Genomic DNA, 14,995 nt, shown 5'->3' with positions numbered 1-14,995 from the left:
TCAATCGTTATCCGATTCATTGGGATCGGGTTCGTTGTCGGTGATGGGCATCTCCACCAGCAGCTCGAACCGGCTTTTCTCAAACTTCAAAAGCCCCTCATCCCGCATCTTGCACAGCTCGTTGGACATGGCGCTGCGGTCCACAAACAGGAAATCAGCCAGGTCCTGCCGGTTGAGCGGGATCACAAAGGTACGGCTGCCCGCCTTGTGATACTGGGCCGACAGGTAATCCTGCAGCCGTTCCCGGGTGGAGCGGCGGATGCTGTCCTCCAGCTTGCGGGTCAGGTACTGGCCCTTGCTGGCCACCGCCAGGGTCAGGTTCTGCAGAAAGCGGATCTGGGTGGGGGCGGTCAGCACGTTTTTGCGCAGAAGACGGTCCACGCTCAGGTACAGGATCTCCGTCTGGGCGGTGGCGGTGATGGTTACATGCAGCCGGTACCGTCCTACCGAGTTCAGCTCACCCAGAGTGGCCCCCGCGCTGAGCACATCCATCAGGTTGCTGTTGCCGTTGCTGTCAATGTGGGAGAGATGGACGTTTCCGGCCAGGATCACACCGATCTCCGGGAACTCGTCCCCGTCCCGGCCCACCACCGTGCGCCGGGGATAGGTTACCACCCGGGGCGACATGGTGTCGATGACCTCCAGGATCTCCCCGTCCGTCAGATTGCGGAACAGCATATTCTTCTTCAGCAGCGTCAGATCCAGTTCCCTTTCCATGACCCGCACCTCGTTTCGACGCTTTTCTTTTATTATAAAACGCCAAATCCCGGTTTACAAGATTTCGTGGTGCGTTGTTTGACACACCGATTTCCCCGCCCCGTTATAGTACGATATAGATACAGAGAAAACCGGATGGAACCATCCCGGATACCCTCTCTGTTCCAAACCAAAGCCATTACCTGCAAGGAGGTATATCATGTTTCAATTTTTCTGGACCCGTTCCGCGTCCCTCTGGGTCGCCGCACTGTATGTTCTGATGGGCGTTCTGCTCTTCCTCTTCCCCATTGCCAGCAGCACCCTGTTTGTACAGGCACTGGCCGCCGGCACCGCTGTATACGGCGCAAGCCACCTGATCCGGTACATCCAAAGCCGCAAAACCGGGCAGAGCAACCCGGGGGATCTGTTCCTGACCGTTCTGCCCGCCGCCTTCGCCGTTTTTGCCCTGATCTGGCCCGAAGCCGTTCTGTCGGTGCTGCCGCTGGTGCTGGGCTCCCTGCTTCTCATTGACGGCATCGGAAAACTGCCCCTGGCCATCGCGGCTCTCCGCGAACAATACCCCGGCATGATCCCGCTGGCAATTTCCTCTGTTCTTCCGATCATCCTGGGCACCGTAATCGTAATCAATCCGTTTGCCACAGTTCGTGTGGTGGTAATGGTATTCGGCGCCGCGCTCATCGCGGATGGCGCCAGCGACCTGGCCACCGTAATCCTGGAAAAACGTGCCGTTCGCCCGGCCCCTGTCCCGCCCAGCTCTCACCCCCTGTAAAGCTGATTCCGTACGAATCAGAGAAAGTGGAGAACCAATTATGAAATTCTATCAATGCGCTCATTGCGGCAACCTGGCCGTGAAACTGCACGACTCCGGCGTATCCATGGTATGCTGCGGCCACCCCATGCAGGAGGTAACCCCCGGCATGGTGGAGGCCTCCACCGAAAAGCACCTGCCGCTGGCAACCCGCAATGGCGCTGAGGCCCATGTACAGGTGGGGCTGGAGTCCCATCCCATGAGCCACAAGCACCACATCCGCTGGATCCTGCTGGAGACCGACCGGGGCGTGGCCATCCGGTTCCTGCCGCCTGAGGGGGAACCGGCCGCCACCTTTCCCCTGGCGGAAGAAGAAGTTCTGACCGCCGTATACGCCGACTGCAACCTGCACGGGTTGTGGGAAACCCCGCTTTAACCGGCACACCGACCACGAAAGAGGGAATGCTCTATGATTCTGCTTGGCTACACCCCCGCGCAATGGGTACTGTTTTTCTTCCTGTATTCCTTCCTGGGCTGGATCTGGGAATCCAGCTTCGTTTCCATCCGTGAACACCGCTGGGTAAACCGGGGATTCCTGCACGGACCGCTGCTTCCCATCTATGGGTTCGGCGCCGTGTCCATCCTGCTGTTCACCCTGCCGGTGGCCCAGAATCCCCTGCTGATCTTTCTGATGGGGATGACCGGCGCCACCCTGCTGGAGTACATAACCGGCTACGCCATGGAACGGATGTTTCATGTACGCTACTGGGACTACAGCATGTATCGCTGGAATCTGAACGGATACATCTGCCTGCCCGCTTCCCTCTGCTGGGGTGTTTTCTCCCTGGCGATGGTCAAGCTGATTCACCCTCTGCTGGGCGGCTGGACCGCCAGCCTGCCGGAAACGCTTGCCGTTTCCGCCGCGCTGACCCTGGCCGGGCTTACCACCGCCGACATGTTTGTCTCCCTGCGGGAGGCCGTGGACATGCGGAGCCTGCTCAGCAGCCTGAGCGAAAGCAAACGCCGGATTGCCTGGCTGCAGAAGCGGCTGGAGGTGCAGGCGGCGTTCGCCCCCAACACCCTGACCCGCAGCGTCGACACGGCCCGGCAGTCCGGCGAGGCGGTAAAATCCGCCCTGGCCGCCCGGCTGCAGGTTCTGCGGGACCAGCGAAGCCGCCTGCTGCGGACGCTGGACTTCAAGAGTCTGTTATCCTCCGCTCCGGACGCCCCGGAAACGGCCCGCCTGATTCAGAAAGAGTTTCAGGCCATGCGGGACCGGACCGATCCCATGTTCCGGCGCACGGTGCGGCATCTGCGCCGCAACCCCAGCATTGTAAGCAAACGATATGGGGACGCCCTGCAGGATATGGAGCCGCTGCTGGATCCCTGAAAACGCGCCCTGCGGCCGCCCTGGCCGCGGGGCTGATTTGAGCCATTTTTCCATTCATCATACGCCAAAACGCCCGGCATGACCGGTCCCCGTGAAAGGATGTGCGCCGAAACATGAACTTCTTTACTACTCCGGCCCACCGGACCGCCCCCCACACCGCGTACCGTGCCGCCGGTCTGCTGGCGGCAGGAATGCTGGCCCTGGGGCTGCTGACCGTTCCGGTCCGGGCCGAACAGCCGGACAGCGAATCCGTCAGCGTATCCGCCGCCAGTGAGGCGGATGGTATTGCGCTGGACGCTGCCGCCTTCCCCGACCCGGCATTTCTGGCTTATGTTCACATATACGACACCGATGGAAACGGATTTCTCTCCGAAGCGGAGTGCGCGGCAGTAACCAAAATGGATATCCGGAACAAGGACATCCACTCGCTGGAGGGAATCGGCTGCTTTGTCAATCTCACCTCTCTCAACTGCATCGGCAATGCGCTGACCGATCTGCCTCTGGCCCATCTCTCCCAGCTGACCAATCTGCTGTGCAACGAGAATAACCTGACCGTGCTGGATCTGTCCCAGACGCCCGCGCTGGAAGCGCTGCACTGCCACGACAACCGGCTGGCGGCACTGGACGTTTCCATGCTGCCCCATCTGCGGGAACTGGCCTGCGGTGACAACCAGTTCACATCCCTGGATGTATCCCAGAACAAAGAGCTGGCCTACCTGCTCTATATGGGCGGGCCGTTGCAGACGCTGACCCTGGGCGGCAACGATGCGCTGCTGGATCTCTGGTGCTCCTACTCGCTGGTAAGCGAGCTGGATCTGGCCCAGGCCCCCAACCTGCAGATTCTGGGCATCGAACGCAGCGACCTGACCTTTCTGGACCTGAGCGGCAATCCCAACCTCACCGATGTGATGGCGGCGGACAACCAGCTGCTGGCCATCAAACCGGGCAGCGCCGCCCCCACCCTGGATCTGACGGCCCAGCGGCCGGTGGATATCCAGATCGGTGCGGAGGAAACCAGCTACGACCTGACCCGCCTGGGTCTGCCGCTGGATATCGCCCACATTTCCGACGTGACCGGCGCAGAGCTTTCCGGCACGGTACTGACCGGCCTTTCCGACGGGAGCGTGGTGACCTATCGGTACACCGATGGTTCGGCTATGGTGGAAGCCACCCTGCGGTTTCAGGTAAGCAATGCCTGGCTGGAGCCGCTGACCATGGAAGACTGGACCTACGGCGAGGCCGCGCACCTGCCCCATGCGGATGCCCAATACGGGCAGCCGGTGTACACCTACAGCACATCAGCTGACGGGGAGTTCACCTCGCAGATGCCCACCGAAGCCGGCACCTGGTATGTGCGGGCCAGCGTGGCCCCGGTGGATGGCCATGCCGGGCTGGTGGCAGTAAAGGAATTCCACATTCTGAAAGCCCAGCCTGACTACTCCCTGCCCACCGGCCTGACCACCGTATACGGCAGCAAACTGGAATCGGTAACGCCGGGCAGCGGCTTTGTATGGACGACCCCCAATCAGATGGTGGGGAACGTGGGCGTAAACCACTTTGCGGCACGGTTTGTGCCGGCCGACACCGACAACTACAATACCGTGGAGGGCCTTTCCATCCCGGTACAGGTCACACCGAAGCCCGCGTCCCAGCTGTGGGTATCCCCGGTAAGCAGTGCACAGGAGGAAGCCGCCCTGACGGTAAAGGATGGGGAAATCATTCTGCAAAAGGGTACCGACTATACCGTGAACCGCCGGTCGGAAAACGGACAGGTCACCCTGACCCTGCTGTTCCAGGGCAACTACACCGGCACCGTGCTGCGCAGCTACTCTGTTGTGGCCCCGCCGGTTCCTGCCCCTTCGCCCTCTCCCGCCCCTGTGCCGGTGCCCACACCGGCACCTACACCCGTGCCAACGGTGCCGCCGGCAACCCCGGTTCCCAGCCATGGCGCCGGCAGCACCGCCACCCCTGCGCCCAGCCCTTCACCCACGCCAGAGCCCTCCGCCACGATCCAGCCAAGCCCGACGGCACCGGCCTCTACCCCCTCCCCGTCTGATTCCCCTACCGACGAGGGAGAAAGCCCCTCATTCCGGGACGGCTTCCGTACACTGGTGCTCTTCCTCGTGGTTGTGCTGATCCTGGCGACAATTCTGGCCTCGCTGCGGGATTCTTCTAAAGACTGATCCCTGCCCCGCAAAAAAATTTTTCAAAGGGACTGTACAAATCCATACCGATGCAGTATACTTAGGCCATAGATACCCATACCCCCTATGGGTATCTATGGCAATGTAAGGAGGTCCCTATGCAGGAAAAATACAATGTCACCGGCATGACCTGCGCCGCCTGTTCCGCCCGGGTGGAAAAAAGCGTGTCGGCGCTGCCCGGCGTACAGGCGTGCAGCGTCAACCTGCTGAAGAACAGCATGGTGGTGACCTACGACGACAAAACCCTTTCCGGCGGCCAGATAGTAGAGGCGGTGGAAAAAGCCGGATACGGCGCTTCGCCCCAGCGGCCCACCCGCAGCGCCGCCGCCCCCTCCCCCGTGGACGAGGCCAAAAAGGAATACCAGGTGATGAAGCGGCGGGTCATCTGGTCCTTTGTGTTCACAGTGCCGCTGTTCTATATCTCCATGGGCCACATGATGGGCTGGCCGCTGCCCGGATTCTTCCTGGGCACCGCCAACGCGATGATCTACGCGCTGACTTTGTTTCTGCTGGCGCTGCCGGTGGCCATCATCAACAACAAATACTTCCGCACCGGGTTCAAGACCCTGCTGCACCGCTCCCCCAACATGGACTCGCTGATTGCGCTGGGCTCCGGCGCGTCGCTGGTCTACGGGGTGTACGCCCTGTACAAGATTGCCTATGGGCTGGGGCACGGGGAGCTGACGATGGTGGACCATTTCACCCACGATCTGTATTTTGAGGGCGCGGGTACCATCCTGACCCTGATCACCCTGGGTAAGTTCCTGGAGGCGCGGGCCAAGGGCCGCACCTCCGACGCTATCAACAAGCTGCTGAATCTTGCCCCGAAAAAGGCTACGGTGGTACGCGGCGGCGTGGAGATGGTGATCCCCGCCGAAGAGGTGGAAAAGGGCGATCTGCTCATCGTCAAGGCCGGGGAATCCATCCCGGTGGACGGCGTGCTGCTGGAGGGCACCGGCTCGGTGGATGAGAGCGCCATTACCGGCGAATCGATCCCGGTAGACAAGCAGCCCGGCGACAAGGTGATCGGCGCCACCATCAACCAGAGCGGCTATTTCCGGATGCGGGCCGACAAGGTGGGCGACGAGACCGCCCTGGCCCAGATCATCCGGCTGGTGGACGAAGCCACCAGTTCCAAGGCCCCCATCGCCAAGCTGGCAGACCGGGTGGCCGGGGTGTTTGTGCCCATTGTGATCGGCATCGCGCTGGTTTCCATGATCGTATGGCTGCTGGTGGGCGCCAGCTTTGAGTTTGCCCTGACCATCGCCGTATCGGTGCTGGTGGTTTCCTGCCCCTGCGCGCTGGGTCTGGCCACCCCCACCGCCATCATGGTGGGCACCGGCCGGGGCGCAGCCAACGGCGTGCTGATCAAATCCGCCGAGGCGCTGGAAACCGCCCACAGCGTAAATGTGGTGGTGCTGGACAAGACCGGCACCATCACCCAGGGCAAGCCCGCCGTGACCGATCTGGTCTGTGCCGGGGGCGTGGCTGAACAGCAGCTGCTGCAGACGGCGGCTTCGCTGGAAAAGCTGTCGGAGCATCCGCTGGCCCGGGCTATTGTGGCCCAGGCCGAAGCCCGGAACACCGAATTTCTGCCGGTGGAACGGTTTGAGCAGATCCCCGGCCAGGGGCTGCGCGGCGTGATCGGCGGGCAGGTATGCCTGGCGGGCAATCGAAAACTGCTGGCCGCCAACGGTCTGAAGGATCCGGCGCTGGAGGCGCTGCAGAACCGGCTGGCCGACCAGGGCAAAACGCCCCTGTTCTTTGCCCGGGGCGGGCAGCTGCTGGGCGCGATCGCCGTGGCGGATGTGGTGAAGCCCACCAGCAAGGCCGCTGTGGAGGAACTGCAGGCCATGGGCATTGAAGTGGTGATGCTGACCGGCGACCACAGCCGCACCGCCGAGGCCATCCGCCGTCAGGTGGGTGTGAACCGGGTGGTGGCCGAGGTACTGCCCGAGGACAAGGAGCAGGAGATCCGCCGCCTGCAGCAGGAGGGCCGCAAGGTAGCCATGGTGGGCGACGGCATCAACGACGCCCCCGCCCTGGCCCGGGCGGACGTGGGTATCGCCATCGGGGCAGGCACCGACGTGGCCATGGAATCCGCCGATATCGTACTGATGAAAAACGATCTGCTGGATGTGGCCGGCGCCATCGAACTGAGCAAGGCCACCATCCGCAACATCAAGGAAAACCTGTTCTGGGCGTTTTTCTACAATATCATCGGCATTCCTATCGCCGCCGGGTGCTGGTACGCCGCCTTCGGGCTGAAGATGAACCCCATGGTGGCCGCGCTGGCGATGAGTTTCAGCTCGGTGTTTGTGGTCTCCAACGCGCTGCGGCTGCGGTTCTTCAAGCCGCGCCGCCGCCCGGTGGAGGAAACCGCCGCCCCGGCCGCCCCTGTCTGTGTCGTTTCTGACGCTTCCCTGCCCGGGGAGCGAATTCTGGAACAAACCCAAGCCAACCAAACGAATGGAGGTATTTGCATGAAACGGGAACTGAAAATCGAGGGTATGATGTGCCCCAACTGCGTCAAGCATGTGACCCGCGCCCTGGAGGGTGTGGCCGGTGTGACCGGCGTGGAGGTCAGCCTGGAGGACAAGCGGGCGGTGGTGACCGCCGGCAGCGAGGTGGCCGACGAAACGCTGAAAGCCGCCGTGACCGACGCCGGCTACGAAGTGACCGGCCTGCAGGCCTATGAAGGCTGATAAGGAAAAGGTTACCCGTTCGCTCAAAATCGCCCGCGGCCAGCTGGACGGCGTGTTGCGCATGATCGAGGAAGACCGGTACTGTGTGGATATCTCCAACCAGCTGCTGGCCACCCAGGCGCTGCTGAAACGGGTGAATCAGGAGATCCTGCGCGCCCACATCCGCGGCTGCGTGCGGGACGCGCTGCAGACCGACGAGCCCAATCCCAAACTGGAAGAGGCTTTGCAGCTGCTGGAAAAGCTGGTTACCTGAAACCGACAAGCAAAAGGAGCACCCCGGCGGGGTGCTCCTTTTGGTTTATTCGGTGCGCTGCAGTTCGTCCAGAAAGCGCTGCACGGCGGCGGAGGGGGATTTGGCGTACATCAGCCCGTAGGGAATGGGATGGTGCCACGCCGCCGGGATGGTGACCAGCAGCGGATGCACCGAGCGCCAGCAGTCCGGTGTGACCAATACGTTGCCGCTTTCGGCGCAGCGGTTGAACACCTCCATGTCGTAGAACTGGGCGGTGTCCTCAATCTGCACGCCCGGCCAGCGTTCCACCTCGGTGCGCAGGGCGTCCACCACCGGGGAGTCCCCTTTCTGCACCATCATCAGGGTTTGTCCCCGCAGATCGTCGGGGGTCAGCCGGGTTTTGCCCGCCAGCGGATGGTCCCGGGATACGGCACAGACGTGCTCGCACTCTCCCAGCGGGTAGAAACGGCACCGGTCCATCCAGCGGCGGGAGTCGCAGACCCCCACCAGAAAATCCAGTTCCTGCCCCAGCGAGGCGATCACCGACAGAATGTCCTGGTGGTCATCCTCCACCGGCACGATCCGCACACCCCCGCCGGGGAAGGCGCCGCGCACCCGGTCCCACAGAGGCATAAAGGGCTCGCAGGGGTTCAGGATGGAGCTGCCCACCCGGAAGATAGTGCCGGCGGGCTCCCCGGCGGCACGGGCTTTCTTCACCGCCTGTTCCGCCGCCCGGGCCAGGGCACGACCCTCCCGCTGGATCACCTGCCCCGCCGCGGTAAGCCGCACCCCCTGGTTGGTGCGCTCCAGCAGCGACAGGCCCAGCCGCTTTTCCAAGGCATTGACCTGCTTCATCACCGAGGGCGCGGACCGGTACAGCTGTTTGGCCGCCCGGTTGAAGCTGCCGCACTCCGCCACACAGAGAAAGATAAGAAGATTCGGATCCAGCATAGGGAACCTCCAGGGTTGTTTTACCATTTGGTTAATACGATGTTAGCATATTGGTTCTTCCCAAGTCAAGGCGCGGCGCGCTACAATACAGACAGGAACGCCGCACAGCGGCGGCAAGGAGGCGTTTGCATGACACAGGAAATGAACGCATTGTTCGGCGCCGCAGCCGAAACCAATACCGAATTTGCCGAGCGGTTCTCGCAATTCGAAGCACAGGCGGCAAAGGAGAGCCGGCTGGATGCACCGACCCGGGCGCTGGCTGTGCTGGCCTGTCTGCTGGGCTGCCAGGGGCTGGAGGCTTTTGAACGGACGATCGTCCCGGCGCGGCAGGCGGGTGTGACCGCTGCCCAGATTCGGGAGGTGGTCTACCAGGCCGCGGCCTATCTGGGAATCGGGCGGGTACTGCCGTTTAGTGAAGCGGCCGACCGGGCGCTGGCCCGGCTTGACGGCGCTGTGCCGCCGGCAGAGCCCTTTGTGCCCTGGGAAGAGCGGCAGTCCCGGGGGACCCAGGCACAGGTGGAGATTTTCGGGGACGGGATGCAGGATTTCTGGCGCTCCGGCCCGGAGGACAGCCGCCACATCAACCGCTGGCTGGCGGAAAACTGCTTTGGGGATTACTACACCCGCCCGGCGCTGGATCTGCGCTGCCGGGAGATGCTGACCTTCTGCTATCTGGCCGCGCAGGGCGGCTGCGAGCCTCAGCTGATCAGCCATGCGGCGGCGAATCTGCGGATGGGCAACGATGTGCCGTTCCTGATCGGGGTAATTTCGGCCTGCCTGCCCTACATCGGCTATCCCCGCTGCCTGAACGCGCTGCAATGTGTGCGCAAAGCGGCGGAACAATAACGGTTCATCCTAGCGGCTGCCGGGTTTTCCGGCGGCCGTTTTGCTTTGCGCTTTGGCAGACGATGTGCTATACTGGGTACAAAATTCAGCGGCGAACGGGAGGTAGCTATGGCGCAAACACTTCACTGCCTGATTGACCTGCACCTGCATCTGGATGGCTCGCTTTCGGCGGAAACCGCCCGGGTGCTGGCGGCGATGCAAGGCATCGAACTGCCCCGGGATGCGGCGGAACTGGACCGGATGCTCCACTGCCCTGCCGGGTGCCGGGATCTGAACGAATATCTGGCCTGTTTTACCCTGCCCCTCTCCCTGCTGCAGACCGGGGATGCGCTGCGGGAGGCCGCCCGCCGTCTGCTGACGGAACTGGCGGACAAGGGCCTTCTTTATGCGGAACTGCGGTTTGCGCCCCAGTCCCACGGGCAGAAGGGAATGAGCCAAGAGCAGGCTATCCAGGCCGTACTGGCGGGGATGCAGGAAGCGCCGATCCCCTCCCGGCTGATTCTGTGCGCCATGCGGGGCGCCGACAACGAAGCGGCCAACCGGGAAACGGTACAGCTGGCCGCCCGGTATCGGGGCCGCGGGGTGGCGGCGCTGGATCTGGCGGGGGCGGAGGCGATCTTCCCCACCGGGCAGTTTGCGCCGCTGTTTGCGCTGGCCCGGGAGTTGGGGGTGCCTTTTGTGGTTCACGCGGGCGAGGCGGACGGCCCCGAAAGCGTGGCGGCGGCGCTGGACATGGGGCCCCGGCGGATCGGCCACGGGGTGCGGGCGCTGGAGGATCCAGCGGTGACCGCCCGGCTGGCCCGGGAACGGGTACCGCTGACCGTTTGCCCCACCAGCAACCTGGACACCCGGGTATTTGACCGGCTGGAGGACTTTCCGCTGCGGGCCATGCTGGACGCGGGGCTGGTGGTCACGGTCAACTCCGACAACATGGCGGTAAGCGGCACCGATGCGGGGCAGGAACTGCAGCGGCTGACCGACTGCTTTGGTCTGCGCACGGAAGAAGTACGGCAGCTGCTGCTGAACGCCGCCGACGCTTCGTTTGCCGATGAATCGTTGAAACAACAGCTGCGGGCAGCCATCTGCCGGGAGCTGGCACAGGAAAGGACAGAGGAATCGTGCTGAACGAGATGGAAAAGGAACTGGAAGCCCTGCTGCGGCAGGCCCGGTCGATCTTTGTGGATGAAACGGCGCTGGCCGATGTGACGGTAAAGGGCCGGGCCAACTTTGTGACCCGGTGCGATACCGGCGTACAGCATTTTCTGCAGAAAGAACTGGGGGCCCGCTGGCCGGAAATCCAGTTTCTGGGCGAAGAGGACGGCTGCGCCGAGCCGGATCCTTCCGGCCGGGTGTTTGTGCTGGACCCGGTGGACGGTACCGCCAACCTGATGCACCATTTCGGGCACAGCGCGATTTCGCTGGCGCTGGTGCAGGACGGCGCGCCGGTGCTGGGGCTGGTGTACGACCCGTTCCGGGATGAGATGTTCCGGGCCCGGCGGGGCGGCGGGGCGTTCTGCAACGGGCAGCCGATCCATGTGAGCACCGCTCCGAGCCTGGCCCGCAGCGTGATTGCAATCGGTACCTCCCCCTATGACCGGCAGTTTACCGATGTGAACTTCTCCGCGTTCCGGGCCATCTTTGACCGGTGCGAGGATATCCGGCGCACCGGCTCGGCGGCGCTGGATCTGGCCTATGTGGCCGCCGGCCGGCTGGAAGGCTATCTGGAGCGCAACCTGAAGCCCTGGGATTTTGCCGCCGGTATGCTGCTGGTGAGCGAGGCGGGCGGCACGGTGTCCGGCTATGACGGCGCGCCCCTGTACCCGCTGGCCAACGCGGACGTGGTGGCCGCTCCCCCTGCTGTGTTTGAGGATCTTCTGCCCCTGTGCGGCGGCTGATTCTGCCCGGAATATCAGGACGCCCTCTGCGCCAAGGCGCGGAGGGCGTTTTTGCTGCAAAAGGCGGACGCCCCGCCCCCGCACAATGCGGGGACGGGGCGTCCGTCAGTATAAGCAGGAGATTGAAAGGTTTGATCAGGCGTTGTTAGCCTCTTCCAGGCACTGGGTAACCGCCTTCTTGATGCGGTTGGAGGTCAGGGTCGCGCCGGACACGCCATCCACATCCACCGAGTTGGCCGCCACAATGGCACCGGGCAGGCTCTCCAGAGCCGCGCCGGCCACAGCCTCGGTCTCGGCGTTCTCGGTGATCTCCACACCGGCGATCTTGCCGTCGGTGATGGTGACAACCACGGTCATCGGGCCTTCCTGGCCGTCCACGGTGGCGGTGTACTCACCATCGGTCAGGTTGGCGCTGCTCATGTCGAACAGGCTCTCGCCGGAGGATTCCTTGACAAACAGGCTCTCGTCCAGCAGGTTGGAGGCGGGCTTGGCCTCGTAGCCGCTGCCCAGCTCCTGGCTCATCACGTTCTGCGCAGCGATGCGGCCGAAGGTGATGGGGCCCATGACGCCGGTACCACCGGAGACGAACTTACCCCAGATACCGCCCACGACCTCACCGGCGGCGTACAGGCCGGGGATCACGTTGCCGCTCTCGTCCAGAACCTGCATCTGCTCGTTGGTGGTGATGCCGCCCAGGGTCATAACGCACAGGGCATGCAGGGGAACCGCGTAGAAGTGGTCGCCCTCGATCTTGTTCACAGCCAGCTTGTAGGTGTCGCGGCTGTCGTCGTAGGTGCGGCCGAACTCGTCGGTGCCGCCCTCTTCCACGCTGGCGTTGTAGGCTTCCACAGTTTCGATCAGGTTCTCAGCGGGAACACCGATCTTCTCGGCCAGCTCTTCCAGGGTGTCGGCCTGCTGCAGCACATGGGCGCCGCGGGCGTTCTCACCCTCGAAGGTAAAGTCGTACATGAAGGAACCGCCGGCAGCCCGCAGGTCCTCCAGGATCTTGTCGGTGAAGATGTCGTACTGCACGGCGCCGGGCTGCTCTTCCAGGGCCACCTCACGGATGGAGGGGTTGGATTCGCACTCGTTCACAAAACGCTCGCCGTTCTGGTTGACCACGATACCGCCGGCCTTCCAGGTGTAGGTGGAGGCGATGGTGCCGGTGGTGGGATCGTCAGCACTCTGCAGGCCCATGGGGAAGGTGGGGATGTAGCTCATGCTCTCTTCGTTCAGAGCAGCGCCCACCATCTGCATCAGACGCAGGCCATTGCCGTCAGCGCTGGCCGGGCCGCCGCGCAGGTAGTCCGCGCCGTTCTCGGCGTACATGCCCATCAGCTTGCTGTTGGCAGAGTAGCCGCCGGTGGCCACGATGATGCCCTTGTTGGCATCAAAGCGGATCAGGTCGCCGTTGTCGTTCTGACCCACGACGCTCAGCACCTGGCCCTGGTCGTTGGCCAGCAGCTCGATGGCCTTGGTGTTGTAGACGATTTCGATCTTGTCGTTGGACTTGACAACCTTGTCCATCACCTCGTGGGCGGCGGAGGAGTAGTTGGCAGAATCCATGGGCTTGGTCTTGTAGGTACGGGGGACGGAGTACAGGGCATGCTCCGGCGCAAAGACCGCGCGGCGGCCTTCCGAGTCGGTGTTGAAGGTGTACTCGCTAAGGCCGTTGTCCCACAGCCACTGGAAGGCGTTGATATCCTCAGCCACGAACTCGCGGACCATCGCCTCATTGGGCTTGCCGCCGAAGTCGCTGCCGTTCTTCAGGATATCCTGCACGAAGCTCTCCTGGCTGTCTTCCACGCCGTCCTCTTTCTGGATGACGCTCTCGGCACAGGCCATGCTGCCGCTGGTGTAGTTCAGGGAGCCGCCGGTCTTGCTGGTCATCTCCACAATGATGACGCTCTCAGCGCCGTTCACGGTGGCTTCGTTGGCAGCGGACAGACCGCCGCCGCCGGCGCCGATTACGATCACGTCGGCCGTCTTGGTCTCGGCGTAGGTGGGCTCCGCCTCAGCAGAACTGCTGGAGCTGGCCGGAGCACTGGAGCTGGAACCGGTGCTGCCGCAGGCAGCCAGGGTGAACACCATGGCCACAGCCAGCAGCAGGGCAAGAATACGTTTCATCTTCTTCTCCTTTTCTTCTCTTGCACACGCCCGGGCGGCGCATGCCATTCGCGCGGCGTCTCTCCCGCCGCTTGACAATTTCATTATAATCTTTGTTAATTTTTGAACGCAACCGGGTTTTCAATCCAAAACTGCATAAAATCATTCCCTTGCGTGGGAAGGTCTGGTAGAATAAGGATAGGCATTGACTTTTGCGGTAAAAAAAGGGGGTATTCGTCATGCAATCATTCCGGCCCAATCCTCTTGCGCCGGATTCGCTGAGCCGGGCGCTGGATCAGTTTTCATTCCATATCCGGCATTTTGCTTTATACAGAAGCATACCGCCCCATCAGGACAAAACCACGGTGGGGGTTCAGTTCAAATTGGTATTTCTGGTCTGCGGGCGGGTGGATTTTGAAGCCGGCAGCCGCCGCTTTGTGATGAATCCCGGTGACGCACTGGTGATTCCACCCTTTATCCGGTACACCGCCCGCTGCACCACCGACGAGGAAACCGAATACGGCTACGCCTATTTTGATCTGGCGGACAGCGCCATGGAAGAAGAGTTCACCTCTCTGCTGGACTGTGCTTTACCCGCACTGTACCGGGGCGTGCTGGCCGAAGCGGAACTGGGCACCATCTGCCGGATGGTGCACGGCCTGAGTCCGGAGGAACCCGGTGCCCACCGGGAAGCCCATATTCTGCTGGACTGGATGGTTTTGCAGCTGGCCCGCAGCCTGCTGCACAGCAGCCAGGCCGCCCACACCGCCGCCAACGACGCGGGCGCCCAGCTGGTACGCCAGTGCATCGGACATCTGCGCCGGGTGCCGCCCCGGGAGTTCTCGGTGGCGGAACTGTGCGAGTTTGCCCATGTGACACAGAGCTATCTGTATAAATGTTTTCAGCGGGAAATGAACTGCTCGCCCCAGAAATTTCTGACCCTGTACCGGCTGAAGCTGGCCGAACGGGAACTGTGCGACAGTTCCGCCACCATTCAGGAGCTGGCGGAACAGTTCGGCTATACCAGCGCGGGGGCGTTTTCCCAGGCATTCAAGCAGCATTTTTCGGTCTCCCCTGCCGCCTGGCGGCAGGGCCAGCGGGACCGCACCCACCGGGAACCGGACTGATTCTGCCGCCGGGTTACATATTTTTGTGTTTGGTCTCATACCCATGGTAAAAAAAGCAGCATGGGGGGACCCGC

At 62.7% G+C, this 14,995-nt stretch carries 13 protein-coding genes; 10 read left to right on the top strand and 3 right to left on the bottom strand.

Annotation, left to right across the window (positions count from 1 at the left end):
- Window positions 1–717, bottom strand: coding sequence for a Crp/Fnr family transcriptional regulator (locus B5E65_RS09220; protein ID WP_087171479.1), 717 nt, complete (start codon window positions 715–717; stop codon window positions 1–3).
- A 199-nt stretch (window positions 718–916) separates the two neighbouring features.
- On the opposite strand from B5E65_RS09220, the gene B5E65_RS09215 reads away from it, so the two are divergent.
- The 6 genes from B5E65_RS09215 to B5E65_RS09190 all read left to right on the top strand — a co-directional run bounded on the left by B5E65_RS09215 (window position 917) and on the right by B5E65_RS09190 (window position 8,017).
- The gene (locus B5E65_RS09215) at window positions 917–1,486 is read left to right on the top strand and encodes an HdeD family acid-resistance protein (RefSeq protein WP_087171478.1); all 570 of its coding nucleotides are present in this window, start codon (window positions 917–919) and stop codon (window positions 1,484–1,486) included.
- Between the two features lie 40 nt (window positions 1,487–1,526).
- On the top strand, window positions 1,527–1,901 hold the full coding sequence (locus B5E65_RS09210) for a desulfoferrodoxin family protein (RefSeq protein WP_087171477.1): 375 nt from the start codon (window positions 1,527–1,529) through the stop codon (window positions 1,899–1,901).
- A gap of 33 nt (window positions 1,902–1,934) precedes the next feature.
- Window positions 1,935–2,855, top strand: coding sequence for a putative ABC transporter permease (locus tag B5E65_RS09205; RefSeq protein WP_087171476.1), 921 nt, complete (start codon window positions 1,935–1,937; stop codon window positions 2,853–2,855).
- 113 nt (window positions 2,856–2,968) lie between these two features.
- Window positions 2,969–5,038: a leucine-rich repeat domain-containing protein gene (locus B5E65_RS09200; RefSeq protein WP_087171475.1), complete on the top strand. Its 2,070-nt coding sequence runs from the start codon at window positions 2,969–2,971 to the stop codon at window positions 5,036–5,038.
- Between the two features lie 119 nt (window positions 5,039–5,157).
- The gene (locus B5E65_RS09195; protein ID WP_087171474.1) at window positions 5,158–7,764 is read left to right on the top strand and encodes a heavy metal translocating P-type ATPase; all 2,607 of its coding nucleotides are present in this window, start codon (window positions 5,158–5,160) and stop codon (window positions 7,762–7,764) included.
- Window positions 7,754–8,017, top strand: coding sequence for a metal-sensing transcriptional repressor (locus tag B5E65_RS09190; protein ID WP_087171473.1), 264 nt, complete (start codon window positions 7,754–7,756; stop codon window positions 8,015–8,017). Before B5E65_RS09195 ends, B5E65_RS09190 begins: the two co-directional genes overlap by 11 nt.
- Before the next feature lie 45 nt (window positions 8,018–8,062).
- Here the strand turns inward: B5E65_RS09190 and B5E65_RS09185 are convergent, their stop codons facing one another.
- Window positions 8,063–8,947, bottom strand: coding sequence for a LysR family transcriptional regulator (locus tag B5E65_RS09185; protein ID WP_087171472.1), 885 nt, complete (start codon window positions 8,945–8,947; stop codon window positions 8,063–8,065).
- A 129-nt stretch (window positions 8,948–9,076) separates the two neighbouring features.
- On the opposite strand from B5E65_RS09185, the gene B5E65_RS09180 reads away from it, so the two are divergent.
- The 3 genes from B5E65_RS09180 to B5E65_RS09170 all read left to right on the top strand — a co-directional run bounded on the left by B5E65_RS09180 (window position 9,077) and on the right by B5E65_RS09170 (window position 11,688).
- Window positions 9,077–9,793 carry a carboxymuconolactone decarboxylase family protein gene (locus B5E65_RS09180; protein ID WP_242957514.1) on the top strand — a complete coding sequence of 239 codons (717 nt, stop codon included), beginning with the start codon at window positions 9,077–9,079 and terminating at the stop codon, window positions 9,791–9,793.
- A gap of 108 nt (window positions 9,794–9,901) precedes the next feature.
- Entirely contained in the window at window positions 9,902–10,918 is a 1,017-nt protein-coding gene (add, locus tag B5E65_RS09175) for an adenosine deaminase (protein ID WP_087171471.1), read from the top strand.
- Complete coding sequence (locus tag B5E65_RS09170) at window positions 10,912–11,688, top strand: inositol monophosphatase family protein (RefSeq protein WP_204658845.1); 777 nt, start codon at window positions 10,912–10,914, stop codon at window positions 11,686–11,688. Before add ends, B5E65_RS09170 begins: the two co-directional genes overlap by 7 nt.
- Before the next feature lie 135 nt (window positions 11,689–11,823).
- On the opposite strand, the gene B5E65_RS09165 is transcribed toward B5E65_RS09170, so the two are convergent.
- Window positions 11,824–13,815: an FAD-binding protein gene (locus tag B5E65_RS09165; RefSeq protein WP_087171470.1), complete on the bottom strand. Its 1,992-nt coding sequence runs from the start codon at window positions 13,813–13,815 to the stop codon at window positions 11,824–11,826.
- 218 nt (window positions 13,816–14,033) lie between these two features.
- Here B5E65_RS09165 and B5E65_RS09160 point away from each other — a divergent pair, with 218 nt between their 5' ends.
- Complete coding sequence (locus B5E65_RS09160; RefSeq protein ID WP_087171469.1) at window positions 14,034–14,921, top strand: helix-turn-helix transcriptional regulator; 888 nt, start codon at window positions 14,034–14,036, stop codon at window positions 14,919–14,921.
- Window positions 14,922–14,995: the final 74 nt, after the last annotated feature.

This window comes from Gemmiger sp. An120, from assembly GCF_002160955.1.
GTDB lineage: Bacteria > Bacillota > Clostridia > Oscillospirales > Ruminococcaceae > Gemmiger_A > Gemmiger_A avium.
This window is presented reverse-complemented; position numbering and strand designations above follow the sequence as displayed.

Coding starts and splice junctions, on each gene's coding strand:
- add (WP_087171471.1), top strand. CDS start 9,902: ATGGCGCAAACACTTCACTGCCTGATTGACCTGCACCTGCATCTGGAT.
- B5E65_RS09160 (WP_087171469.1), top strand. CDS start 14,034: ATGCAATCATTCCGGCCCAATCCTCTTGCGCCGGATTCGCTGAGCCGG.
- B5E65_RS09165 (WP_087171470.1), bottom strand. CDS start 13,815: ATGAAACGTATTCTTGCCCTGCTGCTGGCTGTGGCCATGGTGTTCACC.
- B5E65_RS09220 (WP_087171479.1), bottom strand. CDS start 717: ATGGAAAGGGAACTGGATCTGACGCTGCTGAAGAAGAATATGCTGTTC.
- B5E65_RS09195 (WP_087171474.1), top strand. CDS start 5,158: ATGCAGGAAAAATACAATGTCACCGGCATGACCTGCGCCGCCTGTTCC.
- B5E65_RS09180 (WP_242957514.1), top strand. CDS start 9,077: ATGACACAGGAAATGAACGCATTGTTCGGCGCCGCAGCCGAAACCAAT.
- B5E65_RS09200 (WP_087171475.1), top strand. CDS start 2,969: ATGAACTTCTTTACTACTCCGGCCCACCGGACCGCCCCCCACACCGCG.
- B5E65_RS09190 (WP_087171473.1), top strand. CDS start 7,754: ATGAAGGCTGATAAGGAAAAGGTTACCCGTTCGCTCAAAATCGCCCGC.
- B5E65_RS09205 (WP_087171476.1), top strand. CDS start 1,935: ATGATTCTGCTTGGCTACACCCCCGCGCAATGGGTACTGTTTTTCTTC.
- B5E65_RS09210 (WP_087171477.1), top strand. CDS start 1,527: ATGAAATTCTATCAATGCGCTCATTGCGGCAACCTGGCCGTGAAACTG.
- B5E65_RS09185 (WP_087171472.1), bottom strand. CDS start 8,947: ATGCTGGATCCGAATCTTCTTATCTTTCTCTGTGTGGCGGAGTGCGGC.
- B5E65_RS09215 (WP_087171478.1), top strand. CDS start 917: ATGTTTCAATTTTTCTGGACCCGTTCCGCGTCCCTCTGGGTCGCCGCA.